This window comes from Pantoea ananatis LMG 2665 (assembly GCF_000710035.2).
Classification (GTDB): Bacteria; Pseudomonadota; Gammaproteobacteria; order Enterobacterales; family Enterobacteriaceae; genus Pantoea; species Pantoea ananatis.
This window is the reverse complement of the sequence record NZ_JMJJ01000005.1, coordinates 262,535-282,049: the sequence shown is the minus strand read 5'-3', so window position 1 is coordinate 282,049 and position 19,515 is coordinate 262,535. Positions and strand designations below refer to the sequence as shown.

Sequence of the window (19,515 nt, the reverse complement as noted above, 5' to 3'; positions counted from 1 at the left end):
TATTAAAGCGGAGACACTTTTCAATAAAACCAGTAAGTGAAAGGTTTTAATACGGAATAAATAGGCGAAAAAATATAACCGCCTATTTAATAACGTTTTTTAATACAGGGGAAAGTGAGCAGGGGAGCGCCTGCTGCCAGGAATACGGTAAGTTTACGCTTCAGTACGTCCCGACCTTGACCTGGGAAGCCTTTTGTAAACAAATTTCAGTTGTCCTCTTTGGTAAAAAAAAAGACTAAAGCATAAAGTTTTAAGCTAGGAGGGCGATAACAATATTGAAGGCGATGAAGCCGCAGGCCAAATCCGAACCCTATAATTCTTTTATGAAGGATAATTATTATGGCAGTTATTAATACCAATACCCTGTCTCTGGTTACGCAGAATAACCTGACCAAATCTCAGTCATCACTGGGTACTGCGATTGAGCGCCTGTCTTCCGGCCTGCGCATCAACAGTGCAAAAGATGACGCAGCGGGTCAGGCGATTGCCAACCGCTTCAGCTCTAACATCAACGGCCTGACCGTTGCTGCCCGCAACGCCAACGACGGTATCTCTCTGTCGCAGACCGCTGAAGGCGCGCTGACCGAAGTCAACAACAACCTGCAGCGCGTACGTGACCTGACCGTTCAGGCGCAGAACAGCTCTAACTCAGCGTCTGACATCGACTCGATTCAGGCTGAAGTTAACCAGCGTATGGAAGAGATCAACCGCGTTACCAAGCAGACCGACTTCAACGGCATCAAAGTGCTGAACACCGGTTCAGGCAGCAGCACCTACAACTTCCAGGTTGGCGCCAAAGACGGTGAAACCATCGGTATCACCATCAGCGCAAGTAACGGTTTCAACCTGTTCAATACCTCTGGTGCGACGTCTCAGACTACAGGTCAGACTATCAATGGCAACGCCCGTACTACCGCTGCAGAAGGCTTTGACGTACTGAGCGGTACCGTAACAAGCGGTGGCAGCACTGATGGTGCGCCGCTGGCCGATATTGATGCTGCCATTAAAGCAGTCGATAACCAGCGCAGCCTGCTGGGTGCGTCTCAGAACCGTTTTGAGTCCACCATCAGCAACCTGAACAACACCGTAACCAACCTGACCGCGGCCCGCAGCCGTATCCAGGATGCGGATTACGCAACGGAAGTGTCGAACATGTCCCGCGCGCAGATCCTGCAGCAGGCTGGTTCTTCTGTACTGGCCCAGGCCAACCAGGTTCCACAGACCATGCTGTCTCTGCTGCGTTAATCGCCGCAAAACCTGTATTAATAAAAACGCCCTCATTTCTGAGGGCGTTTTTTTGCTTAATCGCTTTAATTAGCCCGGTTTACTGTAGCTAATGTCCCGCTAAGTTAGTCGCTTACACTTCTACAATAGTCTGATATGGGTGATCTATGTGCGTGCAGATTTTGCTGATGCACAACCAGAGGATATCAGATGAGCAGGCTTTTAATTAGCATCGACAGATTCGAGCACTTTTCCATTCACGTTAATGAAGCGCTCGATATCATTGATGTTTTTTTGTCCTTAGGATGGCAGGTTGACGTCGTTACCAGTACGTACGGTAAGACGGTGTCATTTGAACTGGAAAGGCTCAGACAGAATCCAGACTTTCGCATCATCAGCGAAAAGCTGGGCACTTTGGCCGATGAGTATGGGCTTATCCTGGTTTACAAAGGTTTTTTTAGCCAGAAACTCCTGTCTTCTGTTGGGTTATTTTCCAGAACCGCGCCCGTTATTTTCCGGCATTTTTACGACTATCACGATGTTTATATGCCATGGGGCGTTGAGCTTGAGAATCAGCTTGCTTCACTCTCTCTCAGCCTGTCGCCGGCGATCTCTGAGCGATTACTCCAGAACGGCCTTCTACCCGGTCAGGTAGAGGTTTTACCCTATACTTTCTCCCCTGCATTCAATGCATTCGGGCAGCGTAGGATTCGCACAGAATTGAAAAAGGTGCTTTATTTTGCGCCTGATATTTCTGCCGAAATGTATGAACTGCAGCAGCAGCTCAAAGCACAAGCAATCAGCCTGGAATGGTTCGATTGCAGCCAGCCTGTTAGCCGTATTGAGCCTGAGTGGCTCAATAATTATGATGCCGTTATCGGTAGTGATGAGATTGTGGCGAAATCACTCATCCTCGGTATTCCTGTGTTTCTCGCCTCTACAAATTATGTTGAAGGCTATTTAGGCGAGCATAATTTTAGTGAGTTCGATAAATCACATTTTACTGTCGTTAACCTGCAGTTTTGTCCTGATGCGGATGAATGGATTGAATTACTCAAACGTGGCTTCAAGGATGCACTGCAGTGGACGCTTGCAAATGAAGACCGCTTCCGGAATCAGTGGGACCTGTCTTGTGCCATCGACAAAATCATTAGCCTGCCACTTGTAGCCAAAAAATGGTCCATGGATGAACGCGCGCATCACGCTTTGCGTTTCCATAGCCAGTCAGTGTTGTCATGGGTAGACAAAAACTATTCTATAGAGCAGTGGCTTAAAGAGAGGCGTATTACGGACGCCCGTCGGGCAGCATTACTCTCGTTTATTGGAGCCGTTCCAGAAAGTGGTCACATCGGCGTCGTCATCGTTAATGAAAAAGGCAACGCAGCTGACTGCAAACGTTCTCTGGCTGCGGTCAGGGAGCAAACACTGCCGCCCTCGACAATAAGCTTATTAAGCGATGATGATGTCGTTTTAGATGAAGGAACTTTTGCGCGATGTGAAAAGGGCTGGCTGGCTGAACTTAACCACTTGCTCAAAGACACAAGCGCGCCTTCCGCATTTATTGTTGTCATGGCGGGAGATGAGCTTTTACCGGATGCCTTGTTGCTCATGGCTGAACACCGTTTGCGCTATCCGGATACCGCCTTCTGGTATTGCGATGAGAGCTTTAACGATGAAAACAATGAACCCGGCGTCATACTGCGACCCGCGCCTAATATCGATCTGTTAAGAAGCACGCCTTACGTGGGCCGCACGCTGATGTTTGACAAACATAAGGCGCAGGCAGCAGGGGGGATCACCGATGAAATGAATCCCCTCGGACTTTATCAACTGCTTTGGCAATGCATTGAACAGCAAGGGCCGGGTGCACTTGGTCATCTGTCAGAAGTGGTGGTAAAGAGCAGTAAAGATAACGGCCGCTGGTTCGAGGAAAGCCATTACAGCGCAGCCTATCAGGACGTTGTTAAAGCACATTTACAACGTTTAGGGATTACGGCATCACTTGACGCCGGGATGAATCTGGGCACGATGCGGGTGCGTTATCACTGGGATGCTAAACCGCTGGTTTCAATTATTATTCCCACCCGCGACCACGCCGCCTTATTACGCACCTGTATTGATACGTTGATGGAGAAAACGCGCTATCCCTATTATGAATTGCTGATTGTTGATAACCAGTCAGTGGACGAACAGGCGTGTGCATTTCTTAACGATCTTGAAAAATTAAATATCGAACAAATCAAGGTCCTACGCTACGACGCGCCGTTCAACTTTGCAGCCATAAATAATCGTGCTGCGGAACAGGCACGAGGCGACATACTGCTGTTTCTCAATAACGACTGCCAAATTACCCATCCGGACTGGCTTGATGCACTGCTCGAACATGCCTTGCGTCCGGAAATTGCCTTGGCGGGCGCTCGTCTGGAGTATCAGGATGGCCGGATACAGCATGGCGGCTTTCTGCTCGGCGTACAGAATGGTGTAGACAGCCCCTGGGATGGTGTTGATGGTGAAGCCAGAGGCTTCCAGCGTTATCTGCAAACTGAGCACAATCTCGCCGCGGTAAGCGCATCTTGCATGATGGTTCGCAAATCGGTCTTTTTTAGTCTGGGTGGATTTGCTGAACAAGAGTATCCCCTGTATTTCGCGGATGTTGATCTGGGCTTACGCGCTTTACAGCAAGGTTACCTGAACGTCTGGACACCATGGTCGCGCGTTCGTCATATGGGCGGAGCAACCCGACTGATGACGGAAAAATTCCATGTGCAGGAAAGACCTTTTCTTCACGATTACAGCAAGCTTCGCAGCCAATGGCGATCGATGCTCTTGCGGGATCCCAGCAATAATCAACAAATGCAGCGGGCAGGTAAAGCGTTCACGCTTGGCGCAGGAACGGCGCGTTTCCAGCAGCCGTTACCGGGGCGCCCCTTGCCGGTTGTGTTAGCGCATCACGTTGACTGGCAGGGATGTGGCAATCACCGTATCGTCCAGCCATTTAAAGCGCTGGAAAGTAATCTGCTGTTAGAAGGCGGTATGACCCAGCAGATTCCCGGCGTCATGGAAGTGGCGCTTCTGCAACCAGACATCATTTTGCTGGAGTCATTAAGTGGAAGCCGCTTCCCTTCAATTATGAAGCAGTATCGGGACGTCAGCGACGCGAAGATCGTGGTGGAATATGATGATTTCCTGCTGAACGTGCCGTTAAAAAATGGCAACCGCAACCACTTTCCCCAGCAGATCGTCAAAAATCTTCGCAAAGTGATGGAGTCCGCAGACTGGGTTGTCGTTTCCACGGCGCCACTGGCTGAGGCTTACAGCCGCTTTCACGCCGATATACGGATCGCGCAAAACCGACTGGCGGAAGCACAGTGGGGGCACTTATTGAGTCAACGTGGTGTCGGGCGTAAGGTGCGTATCGGCTGGGCAGGCGGCAGCACGCACACGGGCGATCTGCAAATTTTATTGCCAATTATCAAGGAGCTGGAAGATAAGGTTGAATGGGTGTTCATGGGGATGAAGCCCCGGGGCGTTCACTGCGAATTCCATCCAGGCGTGCCTTTTGAGATGTATCCAGAAAAACTCGCCAGCCTCAACCTGGATCTGGCGCTGGTTCCTCTTGAAATCAACCAGTTTAATGAATGCAAAAGTAACCTTAGGCTGCTGGAGATTGGCACCTGCGGCGTGCCCATTATCGCGACCAGTATCGAGCCTTATCGCTGTGGATTGCCTGTGACCCTGGTTGAAAACCGGTTTAAAGACTGGATGGGCGCTATCCGCTCGCACTTAGGCGACATGGAGGCCACTTATCATCTGGGCGATCAACTTCGCGCGGCGGTCCATCAGGACTGGTATCTGCGAGAGCATGGACTGAATGAATGGCAAAAGGGTTGGTTAACGCAGTAGCGTTTTAACATCCGAATAAACAGGCACCGCGTTATCGCCAATGACAGAGTCAGCAAGCGTCATTGTGCTTTAGGTGCCTTCAATATCGTTAACAGTGTTACCGCGCCGTACAGGTTGAAACCAGAATGGATAAATTTACCTACCCTTACTTGTTATTGTCCCCTGATTATCGTGAATCTTCACTGGGTATTCAGGTCATGCATCGACTCTGTCATATGATAAATGAGCAAGGCGGTAAAGCCTGGATGGTGAACTGTGAAGTTAATCCTGAATGGAATACGCCGCGCCTGGACGAAAAACAATGGAATGATATTCAGAATAGTGGCCAACCCTGGATAGCCGTTTATCCAGAAGTTACCTCCGGAAATCCGTTATCTGCCCCAGTTAGTGTTCGTTATATGCTGAACAGGGAAGGGATCATCATGAAAAACAGGCTGGAAGCCGGCCCAGACGATCTTTTTTTCTGGTATCGCAGTGAATTTGCAGAGAAAGCCGTTAATCCTGAAATTCTGTGTCTTGAAGCTTACGATCTTGATGTGTTCCGTGACGATAATCCGCATAAAGATTTGCACGTTCTTTATTTGAATCGCATCCCGAAATCGGCTGTTAATTTCAGCCAGCTTCCAGCAGACATACAGATTTTGTCAATGGAAAATCCGCTCACCCTGCCGGAACTTGCACAGTTACTAAAACGGACCAACGTTCTCTACTCTTATGAGTCGTCTGGAACCTGTGCGCTGGCGATTTTGTGCGGAAGCCCTGTTGTAGCACTGAGGGCTGCAGGCTATGAGCACCTTGCTATCAATACGATCACGATACGTGATAATGATGGTGCTGGTATCACGCTAGAAAACTCAGCGGAAGGGATTGCCCGTGCGCGTCAAACCCTCGGCAAAATGCGGGAAAATATATTGGCGCGCCGGGAGACGGGGCAGCGTCAGTTTGAGCGTTTCGTCGCATTGACGCAACAGCAGGCCGCGCAAAAGGATGCAGAAAAACAGCAACACAGTTTGACCCACTGGTTACAGCATCGCAGCGTGCCGCAAACATTATGGCCGGCAACACCTGAGAACATCCCCCGCTTACTGATTGTTATACAGCAGCATGAGGGCGGTGACATACAGCAAACACTTAATACTTTGCTGCCTCAATTTGAACACGCTATTGGCAGTCAGATAGTGATAGTTTCCTCTGATTCAGCTAATACTAAACCGAACTCGCCCTTAAATTATTGCCCTCCTGAACGTTTACTGTCCGTCGTTAACAGCCTGGCAGAGCAAAACGCATTTGACTGGGTTCAGTTCATTCCCGCGGGATGTGATTACAGTGCTCAGGGTATAAGACTGGCTATTGATGCATTACAGGATATCCATCATCTGGCCCTGGTCTATGCCGACGAAGCGATTAAAGAAGTCAATGGTGTGCTGAGCCCGCACTTTAAACCTGCTTTCAATCTGGATCTTTTTTTAAGCGCCCCACATCTCTATTTGCAACGCGGCTTCTTTCATCGTGAAGCCCTTATGGCCATTGGCGGTCTGGACACCGACTATCAGCGTTGTTTTGAACTTGATGCGATTTTAAAGCTACTCATTCGGTTTGATATTGGCGCTATCGGACATTTATCGGATGTCATAGCGCTGATACCGAAAGAGGTCTGCACTGCTACTGCGTCTCAAGAGCAACAGCAACTGCTTCAGCGTTACCTTTTGCAGAGAGGATTTGATCAGGGAAGTGCTACTGCTCAGCCAGGCAAACCGTGGCAGATACAATATGGTAGGAACATCACGCTCTCACTGTCAGTGATTTTGGTAGCGGGAGATAATTTGCCCGCTCTCCAGCGCTGCTTCACTACACTTTATCAGCAAATGCCAACCCAGGCATTTGAGATGCGCGTTGTCGTTCAACCGCACACGTCTGATGAGATTCGAGCCTGGCTCGACTGGCTGGTAAAAAACAATACGGCCGTAATCCACATTGTTGAAAGCCATGAAAGGTCAGACATGATGGCGATTAACAGGGCGAGTCAGCATGCAACGAGTGAATACCTGCTCTTGCTCAATGCCAATACCGCCTTCGTCAGCAGTACCTGGTTTACGGGACTGGTAAACCACGCTCTTCGTCCAGAAGTCGGTTGCGTGGCGCCACAACTGATCAATTTTGATAATCAGATAGTCTGTGCGGGTTATCTTTTAGGGATAAATGGCCTTGCTTTTCCGATGGGATATGGTGAGAACTGGGGCCGTGCAGGTAACCTTTCGCGGCTGCTCAGCGATTGCGATTATTCGGCACTGAGTAAAGATTGTTTACTGATCCGCAACAGCCTGTGGCAACAAACTGGCGGATTTGACACACAGTTTACTCAGCCCTTGTTAGCCAGTCTTGACTTAGGGCTGCGCATTCGCGAAACCGGGCATCTATCGATCTGTACGCCTTACAGTGTGGTAGCAAAAGATCATGTCATCACAGGCTATCCGTCCGAGTGTTTGCCTCAACCTTCATCAGAACTCACTCTTTTTTACCAACGCTGGTTGGCGGTTATTGCCCAGGATCCCGTTTACAGCCTTGGGTACAGCTTGAGTCAACGGCTCTTTCAGCCAGATACAACGTTGAGTGCCAGCTGGAATCCGTTGCATCACCACGGCGTACCTAATGTGGTCTTGATTGTCGGTGGGCAACAAGATGCTACTGTGCAACGTCTGATTTTAACGCTGGAAATGCTTGCGTCAGCGTGCGCACTTCATTTATTACTGCTTGAACGTGTTCCAACGGCACCTGAGTTGTACAGATTAAAGCCCGATGTGCTGCTGATCGCGGGAGAAGTGAATAACGATCTTTGCCAGTGCGTAAAACAGTTCAAACAGCATAGCGCCTGCCAGATAAGCTATGCCCTCAGTGATGACATCAACAGATTTAATCTCAAAATTCTATTTGAAAATGAACTCATCAGCACCTGGCTGACGTCAAGTAGCGCTTATGTCAATTGGCTCAAAAAGCGGCATAAAATGGCCGTTATTCTGCCTAATATTCTTTCAGAGCAATGTCATGATAGAGAAAACCAGCAACATAGCGCAAAACCGCGTGTGCTTTGTATCACCCATTATCTGGAAGAAAAAGATTGCCAGCTGCTTGATGCTGCGATTGTAAGTTATTCAGACCAACTTGACTGGATAATACTGGGCGACTCGCCCAAGGCGTGGTTGCCCTATATTGCTGAAACACATCGTTATTTTGATGAGCGTCGTCTGGTTAAGCAACTGGCATCGCTTTCGATTGATTTCGCTGTCGTACCGCGAAGTAGCATTGATGAAAACCGTTTTAAAGATAATTTTTGCCTGATGCAGTTAGCCGCGTGCTCAATTCCAGCTGTAAGCAGTGATGTGCCTTCTTTAGCGTGTTCACTACCGGGCTGGAAAGTTAAAAACAATGCAGATGCCTGGAAAAAGGCGATTCATTTGCGATGTGAGGCGCCAGACGAAACCATACAGACTGCAAGCCAGTTACAGGCCTCACTTTCTGCGCTTATCGACAGCGAGGACGCTAAAGCGTGCTGGTTTAAAGCATTAGGGTTGAGCAAAAAATAACGGATAACAAGAACCTGTGCCACAGCGGTAAGTCAGCGAGGCGGGTTCTTTATATGAAGCAAAATTAACAGCGGGTGCTTACAGTATGCAAAATAATGGCCAATCGAAAAATGTACTCGTAACAAGCCCGCTTTTGCCGCCGCTTGAAGAGTTTTTACCCTATCTGGAACAAATTTGGCAGAGCAAACAGCTAACGAATGGGGGGCCTTACCATCAGGAGTTAGAAAAAGCGCTCGCCGAGTATCTGGGTGTTGAACATATTTGCCTGTTTGCTAACGGTACACTTGCGCTGGTCACCGCCTTACAGGCGTTACGTGTGACGGGGGAAGTGATTACGACACCCTATTCGTTTGTTGCGACATCACACTCGCTTTTGTGGAACGGCATTAAGCCCATTTTTGTCGATATTGATCCTGTCACCTGCAACATGGACCCGGCAAAAATTGAGGCCGCCATTACACCTAATACCAGTGCGATTCTTCCCGTTCACTGCTATGGCATTCCTTGCGATGTAGAAGGTATTCAGCGTATCGCGGACAATTATGGCTTGAAGGTGATCTACGATGCTGCTCACTGTTTTGGCGTTAAGCAGGATGGAGTAAGCGTTCTGAATCATGGTGATTTATCTATCCTTAGTTTCCATGCCACTAAAGTATTTAACACATTTGAAGGTGGGGCGATCGTTTGCCCTAATGCAAGTGTTAAACGCCGCATCGATTTTCTTAAAAATTTCGGTTTCGCTGACGAAACTACGGTAGTGGCTCCGGGTATAAACGGCAAAATGAATGAAGTTCAGGCCGCATTTGGGTTGTTACAGCTCAAGCATCTTGATAATGCATTTGCTCGTCGGGCTGATGTTTACGAAAAATATGTCGCGGCATTGGGTTCGGTGGAAGGGCTGTCGTTCAGTCATCTTCCGCAAGGATTAACATGGAACTACTCATACTGTGCCGTGTTTATCGACGAGCAGTATTTTCCAATGAGCCGCGATGCGCTGTATCAATTATTTAAGCAACAAGATATTTATGTTCGTCGCTATTTCTACCCACTCATTTCAGAATTTCCAATGTATAAAAGTTATGCTTCATCACATCCTGGCAATCTGCCTGAGGCAACGCGCCTGTCTCATCAGGTGCTTTGTTTGCCGATACATCCGAGCCTCAGTGTCGACGATCAAAACAAAATTATTGAGATCATCCTGTCTGTTAGCCAGATGAAAACGGTGGCCTGATTCAGCAGCAGTTATGGATGTTAATAAATAAACATGCCAGAGGTGCGCGTATCTGGCATGTTTGTCTCCTTTACCCCAACTGAGCAACAGGGCCGGCTGGAGATTAGATACCTACGTCCAGACTATTTTTAAAGGGGACAGACAGAACGTTGACCCTCTTTCTCACATGCCAGATGCGACAGCACAACACCATTTTCTGAGCAGCACGATCATTCTGTTCAGCATCACAGCACTCTTTCCCCAGCCTTGTCAGCAAAGCCATGCATTGAGTACCTGCTTTTCACTGCCTCCTGAATTATTCAATGTCTTAATTAACGACAGAAAACGTACGGTATTCCCAGCCAGAAACTTGAATCTGGTCTGGTAAATTAGTGCTATTCAGTTTGAGTTAGGTAAAGCAGACAGTGAAATTAGCGATCTATGGTGCGGGTGGACTGGGAAGAGAAGTCTTACTTCTTGCTCAGCAGATTGAAAAACAGGCTCATCGTTGGGATGGTCTGATTTTCATTGATGATATTTCGCCCAATCGTGATGTTAAAGGTATCCCGGTTGTTAGTTTTGACCAGGCGCTGACGCAGCACATTGAAGTGGTTATTGCGGTGGGCGAGCCGTCACTCCGTGCGCAACTCGCTGATAAAACTGCCTCTCATCACCTGGCACTTGCCACGCTTATTCATCCCGATGTTACCGTTACCGAATGTACCCGCGTTGGGCCTGGTTGTGTGCTCGCAAAAGGCGTTTATCTTTCCTGTGATGTGACGCTTGGCAGTAACGTTTATATGCAACCTAACGCCAGCGTGGGGCACGACGCTCAGGTGGGCGATCACGTTGTGATATCTACGTTTGTTACGACTGGTGGCAATGTCGTGATCGGCGATCGCGTATTTATTGGCATGAGTGCGGTCTTACAGCAGAAAATTACTGTAGGCAATGACGCTATTATCGGTATGGGTGCCGTCGTCTTTAACGATATCCGTGAAGAAGGTATTGCGTTGGGGAATCCAGCTCGGGTGATGCGCAATAATGATGAAAAGCGGGTTTTTAAATCACTGTGAACTGCGCTACAGACTCTGAGGTAAGAATGAATTTTTTGTCAGAAATTACAGAACGAGAACACTATTTTTTATCTGCTATCGCGCGGTTCCGCAAAAATGGCCTTCCTGTTGTGCTTTGCGGTAATGGGTATGTCGCCAATGTTTTTAAGAAATTTTTAGATAAGCAGGGTGTGAGTTTATATTGCTCAGCGCTAACGCTTGAGTATATGCCTAACGAAAAACATGAACACATTGAAGTCCGCGCTATTGAAGAGCTGGTTGACCTACCCCAGCGATTTAATTATATAATTGGTTTTCAGACCTGTACTGATTTTTTGATAGAAAAGCTACAAAAAAATGCTGAAGAATTGATAATTTGTGATCCTTCTTCAATCGAAATGTTCAGTGCAGGCATGATTGATTACGATTTTTGTTTTGATAATCGTGACAGCCTTCAGGCTTTATACGACTCGTTCGGTGATGATTTTTCACGGAAAACATTTACAGCTTACCTTAATCAAAGAATTTGCGGTCAGGTTGGTCATCTGCTCCCTTATCATAGCGATAATGCTTACTTTAATGATGAACTCGTGACACTTGGGAACGATGAGATTTTTGTTGACTGCGGTGCTTATGATGGCGATACAGTCCTTTCGTTTGTAAAGAATTTACGCGAACTCAACCTTGCACCAGCGAGAAAAATTTATGCATTTGAACCTGACTCAAAAAACTTTAAGAAATTGGTGAGCAATACTAATCATCTGTCAAATGTTTCGTGTATTCATTCTGGCGTGTGGTCGAAGAATGACGAACTGAGTTTTAATGAAAGTGGTGACCAGAATTCAGGGATTGTTGAAGGGGGCAGTCATCATAAAATTTCAGTCTCGAGTATTGACCGTGTTGTAAATGATGAACCTGTTACATTTATAAAGATGGATATTGAGGGTGCTGAACAGCAAGCGCTTAAAGGTGCCGAGGCCACGATTTTAAAGCATAAACCATTACTTGCACTTAGCTTTTATCATCGGCTGGACGACTTGTTTATTATCCCGTCCTACATTAAAGCTTTGCATGACGACTATCGTTTTTGTTTGCGTTGGCATCACCGTAAATATGCATATGACCTTGTTCTTTACGCCTTGCCATATTAACAAAGTACGCTAAAAAGATAATGAGAGAAATACTATGTCTAATATCGAACGTTACAATGCTATTTTTGTAGAAACCTTTGAAGTCGATGCATCCATCCTGCCGGATTACAAATATCAGGATACACCATCCTGGGATTCCGTTGGGCACATGAGCATGATCGCCGCACTCGAAGATACCTTCGATATCATGCTGGATACCGAAGATATTATTGCCTTCTCTTCCTGGTCTGAAGGCAAAGAAATCCTGAAAAAATACGACGTAGAATTATAGGAGTTATTATGCTTCTTGCTGGAAAATGGGCAGTCATAACGGGATGTCTGCAAGGTATCGGCAAGGCAACGCTTGCGACGTTCGCCGCGTCAGGCGCATCAGTTTTTGCCTGTTGCCAGCATGAAGATCCTGATTTCATGTTTTTCATCAAGCAGTTAATGGATGAAAACGACGTTGAGATTGTCCCTGTTTATTTTGATTTACTGAGTGATGAGTCGGTTAAGGCCGCGGCACAACAGATTCAGAAAGCCAAAAAGCCTGTTGAAATATTAATTAATATTGCCGGTGCTAATTTTGATGCGCTTTTTCCCATGATGACGAACGAGCAACTTCATAAAACATTTAGCATCAATTTGTTTTCTCAGCTTGTGTTTACCCAATACATCACGCGTCTGATGCTGCGTAATAAAAAAGGCAGCATCGTTAATATTTCCAGCATTTCAGCACTTGATGGAAATGTCGGCCAGTTGGCGTATTCCGCTTCAAAAGCGGCGTGGTTAGCAGCAACGAAAACACTCTCGGCGGAGCTTGGTCCACAGGGTATAAGAGTGAATGCCATTGCGCCGGGCGTCATCAGCACGCAAATGACGTCAACATTACCGACAGAGGTCATGGCGCGTCAGATGGCCCGCTGCGAATTAAAACGTCCCGGACTGCCTGACGAAGTTGCCAATACATTGCTATGGCTTGCATCCGATAATGCAAGCTATGTAACAGGACAGGTCATTCGTGTCGACGGCGGAATGGGTTGAGGGCACTAGCATGTTGATGAAAAATAAAACGGTATTAATTACCGGCTGCCGTCGCGGTATGGGACGTGCAATGGTTGAAATTTTTGCGGCCAATGGCGCAGACATTTATGCGCATGCCAGAGCAGAAACGGCTGAGTTTCTGGCTGACATGGCGCAATTAGCCGAGAAGTATCAGGTGAACATATGGCCATTATGTTTTGATATGACAGACCATGTCGCAATGAAGCTAGCTGTAAAGCGGCTGATTGCTGATAAATGCTGCCTGGATGCCGTGATTAACAATGCCGGTATTACCCATAACAGCCTTTTTCAAATGACAACTGAAGCACAGTTACGCCAGCAGTTTGAAGTTAACTTCTTTGCGGTGTATTTGTTCAGCCAGTTTATGGTCAAGCTGATGATGCGCCATAAAAAAGGCAGTCTGGTGAATATCGCGTCTACGGCCGGGGAAGATGGCAACCCAGGCAAGTCAGCCTATGGCGCCTCTAAAGCGGCATTGATCGCGATGACAAAATCTGTGGCCGCCGAATTGGGTGAGCATGGCATTCGCGCGAATGCTATCGCGCCCGGTATCACCGATACCGACATGCTGCTAACCATGCCCGAACATATCGTTGAAGCAGCACGTCAAAGCACCGATTTACGCCGGCAAGGGTTGCCTGCCGAAATCGCTGAAACGGCGTTGTTCCTCGCTTCCGATTTATCCAGCTATATCACCGGGCAAACGCTTCGCGTTGATGGCGGTCTGAAATGAATATGTCCATCCAGCAGCTAAAAAAAACCGCGACGGCTACCCGCATTACTATTCTTAAAGCCGCGTATCAGGCACCAAGTGATGGCGTACATATTTCCCCAGCGCTGTCTATGACGGACGTGCTCACCGTGCTGTTTAGCACTGTTATGCGCTATCAACCCGATCGAATCACAGATAAACAACGCGACACCTTTATTTTGAGTAAAGGCCATGCCGCACTTGGGCTCTATGCCACTTTGCACCATCATAAAATCATTACTGAACAGCAGCTGAATAGCTTTGAAATCAATGGTTCCGTGTTACAGGTCCATCCTACCCGGCATGCAGCCTTTGGTATTGATTTTTCAGCCGGCAGCCTGGCGCAGGGAATGAGTTTTGCTATAGGTTTGGCGTTAAGTCGTCGCTTGCAACAGCAGCCGTGGCAGACGTTCGTCGTCGTGGGGGATGGTGAGTGCAATGAAGGGGCGATTTGGGAAGGCGCTTTCATGGCTGCACAGCAAAAGCTGGATAATCTGACGGTCGTTGTTGATCAAAATGGCCTGCAGTCAGATGGATTCACTGCGGATATTATGCGAATGAACCTTCCTGCCTTGTGGTCCGCCTGCGGCTGGCAAACGCTGGAATGTGATGGTCATGATTATCAGGCGCTTATTGATGCTTTTAATGCTCCTCATGAAGGTAAGCCCAAAGTGATTATTGCCCGAACACTGAAGGGTAAGGGCGTTTCATTTATGGAAAATAATAAAGACTTTCATCGCAACCGTTTAAATGAGCAACAAATGCAGCAGGCATTAAGCGAACTTGAACAGGAGGCACCATGCTGAACATTAAACCCGTCTCAGTGCGTTCATGGGCCATGCTAGGTTCCCGCGGTACCTTTGGTCTTGCTCTGCTTGAACTGGCAGCCGACCATCCTAAAATCGTCGCATTATCAGGCGATCTCTGCAAATCGTCTGGGCTTGATCGTTTTGCAAATACCTATCCTGACCGTTTCTTTAATGCCGGCATCGCTGAGCAAAATATGGTTGGTGTGGCGGGTGGACTTGCTGCGGGTGGATACGTACCTTTTGTCACCTCATTTGCGAACTTCCTGACTTTTCGTGCCGCTGAACAAGTGCGACTGAATCTTGGCTACATGGAAGAGAATGTCAAACTGGTCGGACTGGCCTCAGGCCTGGCGACAGGTATGTTCGGAGCCACGCATCATGGTATAGAAGATCTGGCGGCTCTACGCGCTGTCTCAAATATCACCATTCTGTCACCTGCTGACTGTACTGCAACCGCGAAAATGACGGAAGCCGCTTTGCACCATCCGGGCCCTGTCTATCTCCGACTGACCGGCAATATGCGTGCACCTATTGTTTATAAAGAAAATTTTGACCTGAAGATTGGGCGCGCCATTACCTTAAAAATGGGTGATGAGGTAGCGCTGGTTGCCACGGGCACGATGGTGAGTGTTGCCTTGCAGGTTGCAGATGAACTGCAAGCGAAAGGGATTAATACGGCCGTTATTGACATGCATACCATCAAGCCGTTGGATACTGAAACACTTGATCATTTATTGAATAACAAGCTTGTTGTTACCCTTGAAGAGCACAGTGAAATTGGCGGTTTAGGCAGTGCCGTTGCTGAATATTTCGCACCTAAAAGCACGAAACCCGCTCAACTTATTATCGGTATACCGCAGGGTTATCCACATGCAGGGGATTACAACTGGATGCTTGAGCAGGCCGGACTGACGGCAGCACAGATCACTGACCGTATTCAGACGGAACTGAGGTAAGCCAATGTCTTTCTGGCGTATTGAACAACATGATCCCCGGCAACTCGCTGTGATTGACGATAGCGGTTTACGCTGGCGTTACGCTGAGCTGTTAACGGAAGTGACGCAAATGGAAGGCAGACTTAAGTCTGGACTGCTGATATTCATTCTGTGTCGGAATACCACTGCAACGCTTATTGGCTATCTGGCTTGTCTGCGATGTGGGGCGGTTCCTTTACTGCTTGATGCGGACCTGGATAGCACGCATCTTGCTGAGTTGATTACCACTTACCGGCCGGCGTTTCTTTGGGCTCCCACTGGTCAAGTTCAGGGTGAAAGCCATTATCAAACGCTGGATTATCAGCTCACTGCGACAGGTAAGGCCCCTCAGCAATTACATCCTCAACTCGCCCTGTTGGTTACGACCTCAGGCTCAACAGGAAGCCCTAAACTGGTTCGTCTGAGTCAGCAAAACCTGCAAAGCAACGCCACCAGTATCAGTGAATACCTGGCACTGGATGAAACTGAAAAGCCTCTGGTCCATTTGCCGCTCAATTACGTATTTGGTTTATCTGTTGTTAATAGTCATTTACTGGTGGGAGCGACGCTGATACTGACGCGCTATGGTCTTATGCAGCGTGAGTTTTGGCAGCAGATGGCGTCTGAAAACGTGACTTCTTTGTCAGGGGTTCCCTATACGTTTGAAATGCTGCATCGCTTGCGCTTTTCGCGTATGTCGTTTCCTGCCTTACGCACGCTGACTCAGGCAGGTGGTAAGCTTTCAACTGCGATGCATCAATTTTTTGCCGATTATGCACAGCAGCACAGTAAAAAGTTTGTCGTGATGTATGGCGCGGCAGAAGCGACAGCGCGTATGGCATGGTTGCCTGCTGAGCTTGCACAGTCAAAATGTGGCTCAATTGGTCTTGCCATCCCGGGAGGGAAATTAACACTTCATCGCGAAGATGGGAGTCTGATTACCACTATGGGTGAACAAGGTGAGCTTTATTACCATGGCGATAATGTGATGATGGGATATGCTTCGGACGGAGACGACCTTCACCGAGGTGATGATCTCAACGGGCTGTTAATCACAGGTGATATTGCCACCCAGCACGCGGATGGTTGCTTTTATATTGTGGGGCGAAAAAAACGGTTCCTGAAAATATTTGGTAATCGCGTTGGCTTAGATGAGATGGAGCAGCTCCTCAAAACGCATTTTATTGGACTTGATTGCGCCTGCGTGGGACGTGACGATCAACTTACCGTTTTCATTACCCAACCCGATTTGGCAGATGAAGTAAAACGTTTTGCCTCACAGGTGACAAAACTTCATACCTCTGCCTTCAAAATCAATGTCGTCGACACCCTGGTAAAAACATCCTCAGGTAAAACCCATTACGAGAGGCTCATGGCTGATGAAACCGGGATTTGAAGAGGGATTTATCCCTGCGCCGTTTTCATTACCCAAAGCGGAGAAAAAGGCGTTACTCTTTAAGCGACTGCATGAACTAAGCGTCCATCATCAACGAGATTGTCTGGCCTATCAGCGCATCCTGGCCGCGCAGCAGTGCGATCTCGCATCATTATCTGAACCCGATGCTTTGCCTTTTTTACCCGTTTCACTCTTCAAACAACTTACTCTGAGTAGCGTGCCAGAGGACCATATCGTTAAAACGATGACCTCTTCTGGAACCAGTGGCCAGCAAGTATCACGCATCTATCTCGATAAAAGCACGGCGGCACTTCAACAGAAGGTGTTGATAAAGATTGTCAGTGATTTCATTGGCGCCGCCCGTTTACCGATGCTGATAATTGACTCACCTGCTGTGATGAAAGATCGCGCCATGTTCTCGGCTCGAGGGGCCGGCATTCTGGGGTTTTCCATGTTTGGAGCAGACAGGGCCTACGCGCTGGATGAAGAGATGAATCTCAATCACGATGTGCTGGCTACCTTTCTGCAGAAGCATGCCGGTAAGCCGTTGTTGCTGTTTGGCTTCACGTTTATGATCTGGCAGCATTTTTATAAAGCGCTTGAGGCCTGCGCTGGCCGTTATGATTTATCTCAGGCCACACTTATACACGGTGGGGGATGGAAAAAGCTACAGGCCCAGGCCATTTCTGCGTCCGCGTTTGCGCAGCGCTTAAATTCAGTGTGCGGCATTACCCGCGTTAGTGACTATTACGGCATGGTTGAGCAAACAGGCTGTATCTATATGCAGTGTGAATACGGTCATCTTCATGCCAGCCTTTTTTCCGACGTTATTATTCGCGATCCGCAGGATTTTTCAGTGTGTCCTGTTGGGCAGGCAGGCATTATTCAGGTTCTGTCTGCGCTGCCCGAGTCCTACCCGGGACACTCTTTGCTTACGGAAGATGAAGGCATTTTGCTGGGCGAGGATGATTGTTCCTGTGGTCGTATGGGGAAATATTTTCAGGTATTAGGGCGTCTTAAAAATGCTGAGATCAGAGGATGCAGTGATACCTATGGCGGATAAATTCGAACAGGTCACATTCCTGATTGGCGATGCCCAGCGGTTGGCAATGCTTAATAAAGTGCCGGCCTATAAGCCATTCGCGCCAGAAATTATGGGGTTTATTGACACCTTCTCTCAATATCTTTTTCAGTTACCGGACGTTAAGCAATGGAGTGATGTCGCAAGCCTGGCATTCTGGTGTCGACCGGCCTCGCTACGTCAAATGCAATCCCGCTATGCCGGCCTTGAGCACCGGTTAGGCAGAGGGGCGGCATTTCACATCGCGCCGGCGAATGTTGCAGTGAATTTTGCTTATTCACTGCTTGTGGGCTTACTGGCGGGAAACGCCAATGTCGTTCGTCTACCAGGTAAAGATTTTGTCCAGATTTCGATGATCTGCACGGCCCTCAGGCAGGCGCTAAATGACCATCCCCATATTGCCCCCTATATCGTGCTGGTGCGCTACGATAAACAGAAAGACGTGAATGATGCGCTTTCACTGCTCTGTCAGACAAGGTTAATTTGGGGAGGGGATAATACGATAGCGATGCTGCGTCAGTCCCCTTTAGGCCCAAGAGCGCTGGACATCACTTTCGCCAATCGACACTCGTTTTGTGTTATTGGAGCTCAGGGGTATCTTGATGCTGTCAATAAAGAACGCATTGCTAGTGATTTTTACAATGACACATTACACAGCGATCAAAATGCCTGCTCTTCACCTGGATTAGTCGTCTGGCTGGGTGAGAATGCAGAGATTCGCGAGCAAGCTCAACGTATATTCTGGAAACATTTTGACCGAATAGTACAAGAGCGATACACATTGCAAGCGGCGAGTGCAGTTCAGAAGTTGACGCAATTCTGCCTGCTCAGCGCGCAAGTTGACGGGGTAAAACGCTACCCGTTGAGCCATAATCGGTTGATGCGTGTTGAGCTTCCTGCGTTGTCTTCAGAAAGTTTATCTCACAGCGGGACGTGCGGCTATTTTCTTGAATATCAAATTAACACGTTGTGCGAGATTTTACCGTTGTGTAGCGGGACCTGCCAGACGCTGTCATATTATGGAATGGAATCTGCAGCACTGGCTGAATTTATCATGGCGTACAGGCCAGCAGGCGTAGATCGCCTTGTCGAAATAGGTCAGGCTCTTCAATTCACCTTGCAGTGGGATGGCTTTGATTTAATCTATATGCTTACACGCATTGTTAATGTTTGAATCTTTTATATTGTGGGTTCATTCATAACGTACGTAGCCAGATGACAAGACTGCGCGGGTTGTATGATAAAAAGGTGCTAATAAAGCACCTTTTATATTATTAACAATGGCGTGTTGTAGTTACCCATATTTTTTGAATCTGTTGTTACTCAGAGGGCGATT

The 19,515-nt window shown here is 47.9% G+C and carries 14 protein-coding genes; all 14 read left to right on the top strand.

Translation table 11 applies throughout. The features are described from left to right. Positions 1–339: 339 nt before the first annotated feature. The 14 genes from EL29_RS09225 (at position 340) to EL29_RS09160 (ending at position 19,353) form a co-directional block, all read left to right on the top strand. On the top strand, positions 340–1,245 hold the full coding sequence (locus EL29_RS09225) for a flagellin N-terminal helical domain-containing protein (RefSeq protein WP_014593938.1): 906 nt from the start codon (positions 340–342) through the stop codon (positions 1,243–1,245). Positions 1,246–1,434: 189 nt separating this feature from the next. After that, complete coding sequence (locus EL29_RS09220) at positions 1,435–5,127, top strand: glycosyltransferase (RefSeq protein WP_028715248.1); 3,693 nt, start codon at positions 1,435–1,437, stop codon at positions 5,125–5,127. 125 nt (positions 5,128–5,252) lie between these two features. Next, positions 5,253–8,708, top strand: coding sequence for a glycosyltransferase family 2 protein (locus EL29_RS09215; RefSeq protein ID WP_235193308.1), 3,456 nt, complete (start codon positions 5,253–5,255; stop codon positions 8,706–8,708). 85 nt (positions 8,709–8,793) lie between these two features. Next, the gene (locus tag EL29_RS09210) at positions 8,794–9,939 is read left to right on the top strand and encodes a DegT/DnrJ/EryC1/StrS family aminotransferase (RefSeq protein ID WP_013026154.1); all 1,146 of its coding nucleotides are present in this window, start codon (positions 8,794–8,796) and stop codon (positions 9,937–9,939) included. Between the two features lie 404 nt (positions 9,940–10,343). Next, the gene (locus EL29_RS09205; protein ID WP_019105013.1) at positions 10,344–10,994 is read left to right on the top strand and encodes an acetyltransferase; all 651 of its coding nucleotides are present in this window, start codon (positions 10,344–10,346) and stop codon (positions 10,992–10,994) included. Positions 10,995–11,020: 26 nt separating this feature from the next. Then, positions 11,021–12,124, top strand: a complete 1,104-nt coding sequence (locus tag EL29_RS09200; RefSeq protein ID WP_014593935.1) for an FkbM family methyltransferase — start codon at positions 11,021–11,023, stop codon at positions 12,122–12,124. 34 nt (positions 12,125–12,158) lie between these two features. Next, positions 12,159–12,395 (top strand): acyl carrier protein, encoded by a 237-nt coding sequence (locus EL29_RS09195; protein WP_013026151.1) that lies wholly within the window; start codon positions 12,159–12,161, stop codon positions 12,393–12,395. A gap of 8 nt (positions 12,396–12,403) precedes the next feature. Then, positions 12,404–13,147, top strand: coding sequence for an SDR family NAD(P)-dependent oxidoreductase (locus EL29_RS09190; protein WP_019105012.1), 744 nt, complete (start codon positions 12,404–12,406; stop codon positions 13,145–13,147). 10 nt (positions 13,148–13,157) lie between these two features. After that, positions 13,158–13,901 (top strand): SDR family NAD(P)-dependent oxidoreductase, encoded by a 744-nt coding sequence (locus EL29_RS09185; RefSeq protein ID WP_014593933.1) that lies wholly within the window; start codon positions 13,158–13,160, stop codon positions 13,899–13,901. Beyond that, a complete protein-coding gene (locus EL29_RS09180) occupies positions 13,898–14,725 on the top strand; it encodes a transketolase (protein WP_014593932.1) in 828 nt (275 codons plus the stop codon). The genes EL29_RS09185 and EL29_RS09180 overlap by 4 nt, the downstream gene beginning before the upstream one ends. Further along, positions 14,719–15,684 (top strand): transketolase family protein, encoded by a 966-nt coding sequence (locus tag EL29_RS09175; RefSeq protein WP_014593931.1) that lies wholly within the window; start codon positions 14,719–14,721, stop codon positions 15,682–15,684. The genes EL29_RS09180 and EL29_RS09175 overlap by 7 nt, the downstream gene beginning before the upstream one ends. Positions 15,685–15,688: 4 nt before the next feature. Continuing rightward, a complete protein-coding gene (locus tag EL29_RS09170; RefSeq protein ID WP_013026148.1) occupies positions 15,689–17,098 on the top strand; it encodes an AMP-binding protein in 1,410 nt (469 codons plus the stop codon). Beyond that, positions 17,082–18,161 (top strand): LuxE/PaaK family acyltransferase, encoded by a 1,080-nt coding sequence (locus EL29_RS09165; protein ID WP_013026147.1) that lies wholly within the window; start codon positions 17,082–17,084, stop codon positions 18,159–18,161. Before EL29_RS09170 ends, EL29_RS09165 begins: the two co-directional genes overlap by 17 nt. Further along, positions 18,151–19,353 (top strand): acyl-CoA reductase, encoded by a 1,203-nt coding sequence (locus tag EL29_RS09160; RefSeq protein WP_019105011.1) that lies wholly within the window; start codon positions 18,151–18,153, stop codon positions 19,351–19,353. Before EL29_RS09165 ends, EL29_RS09160 begins: the two co-directional genes overlap by 11 nt. The last annotated feature ends 162 nt before the right edge of the window (positions 19,354–19,515 follow it).

What these genes read in the sequence shown, in the direction of transcription:
- EL29_RS09225 (WP_014593938.1), top strand. Translation starts at nt 340, where the DNA reads ATGGCAGTTATTAATACCAATACCCTGTCTCTGGTTACGCAGAATAAC.
- EL29_RS09220 (WP_028715248.1), top strand. Translation starts at nt 1,435, where the DNA reads ATGAGCAGGCTTTTAATTAGCATCGACAGATTCGAGCACTTTTCCATT.
- EL29_RS09215 (WP_235193308.1), top strand. Translation starts at nt 5,253, where the DNA reads ATGGATAAATTTACCTACCCTTACTTGTTATTGTCCCCTGATTATCGT.
- EL29_RS09210 (WP_013026154.1), top strand. Translation starts at nt 8,794, where the DNA reads ATGCAAAATAATGGCCAATCGAAAAATGTACTCGTAACAAGCCCGCTT.
- EL29_RS09200 (WP_014593935.1), top strand. Translation starts at nt 11,021, where the DNA reads ATGAATTTTTTGTCAGAAATTACAGAACGAGAACACTATTTTTTATCT.
- EL29_RS09195 (WP_013026151.1), top strand. Translation starts at nt 12,159, where the DNA reads ATGTCTAATATCGAACGTTACAATGCTATTTTTGTAGAAACCTTTGAA.
- EL29_RS09190 (WP_019105012.1), top strand. Translation starts at nt 12,404, where the DNA reads ATGCTTCTTGCTGGAAAATGGGCAGTCATAACGGGATGTCTGCAAGGT.
- EL29_RS09185 (WP_014593933.1), top strand. Translation starts at nt 13,158, where the DNA reads ATGTTGATGAAAAATAAAACGGTATTAATTACCGGCTGCCGTCGCGGT.
- EL29_RS09180 (WP_014593932.1), top strand. Translation starts at nt 13,898, where the DNA reads ATGAATATGTCCATCCAGCAGCTAAAAAAAACCGCGACGGCTACCCGC.
- EL29_RS09175 (WP_014593931.1), top strand. Translation starts at nt 14,719, where the DNA reads ATGCTGAACATTAAACCCGTCTCAGTGCGTTCATGGGCCATGCTAGGT.
- EL29_RS09170 (WP_013026148.1), top strand. Translation starts at nt 15,689, where the DNA reads ATGTCTTTCTGGCGTATTGAACAACATGATCCCCGGCAACTCGCTGTG.
- EL29_RS09165 (WP_013026147.1), top strand. Translation starts at nt 17,082, where the DNA reads ATGAAACCGGGATTTGAAGAGGGATTTATCCCTGCGCCGTTTTCATTA.
- EL29_RS09160 (WP_019105011.1), top strand. Translation starts at nt 18,151, where the DNA reads ATGGCGGATAAATTCGAACAGGTCACATTCCTGATTGGCGATGCCCAG.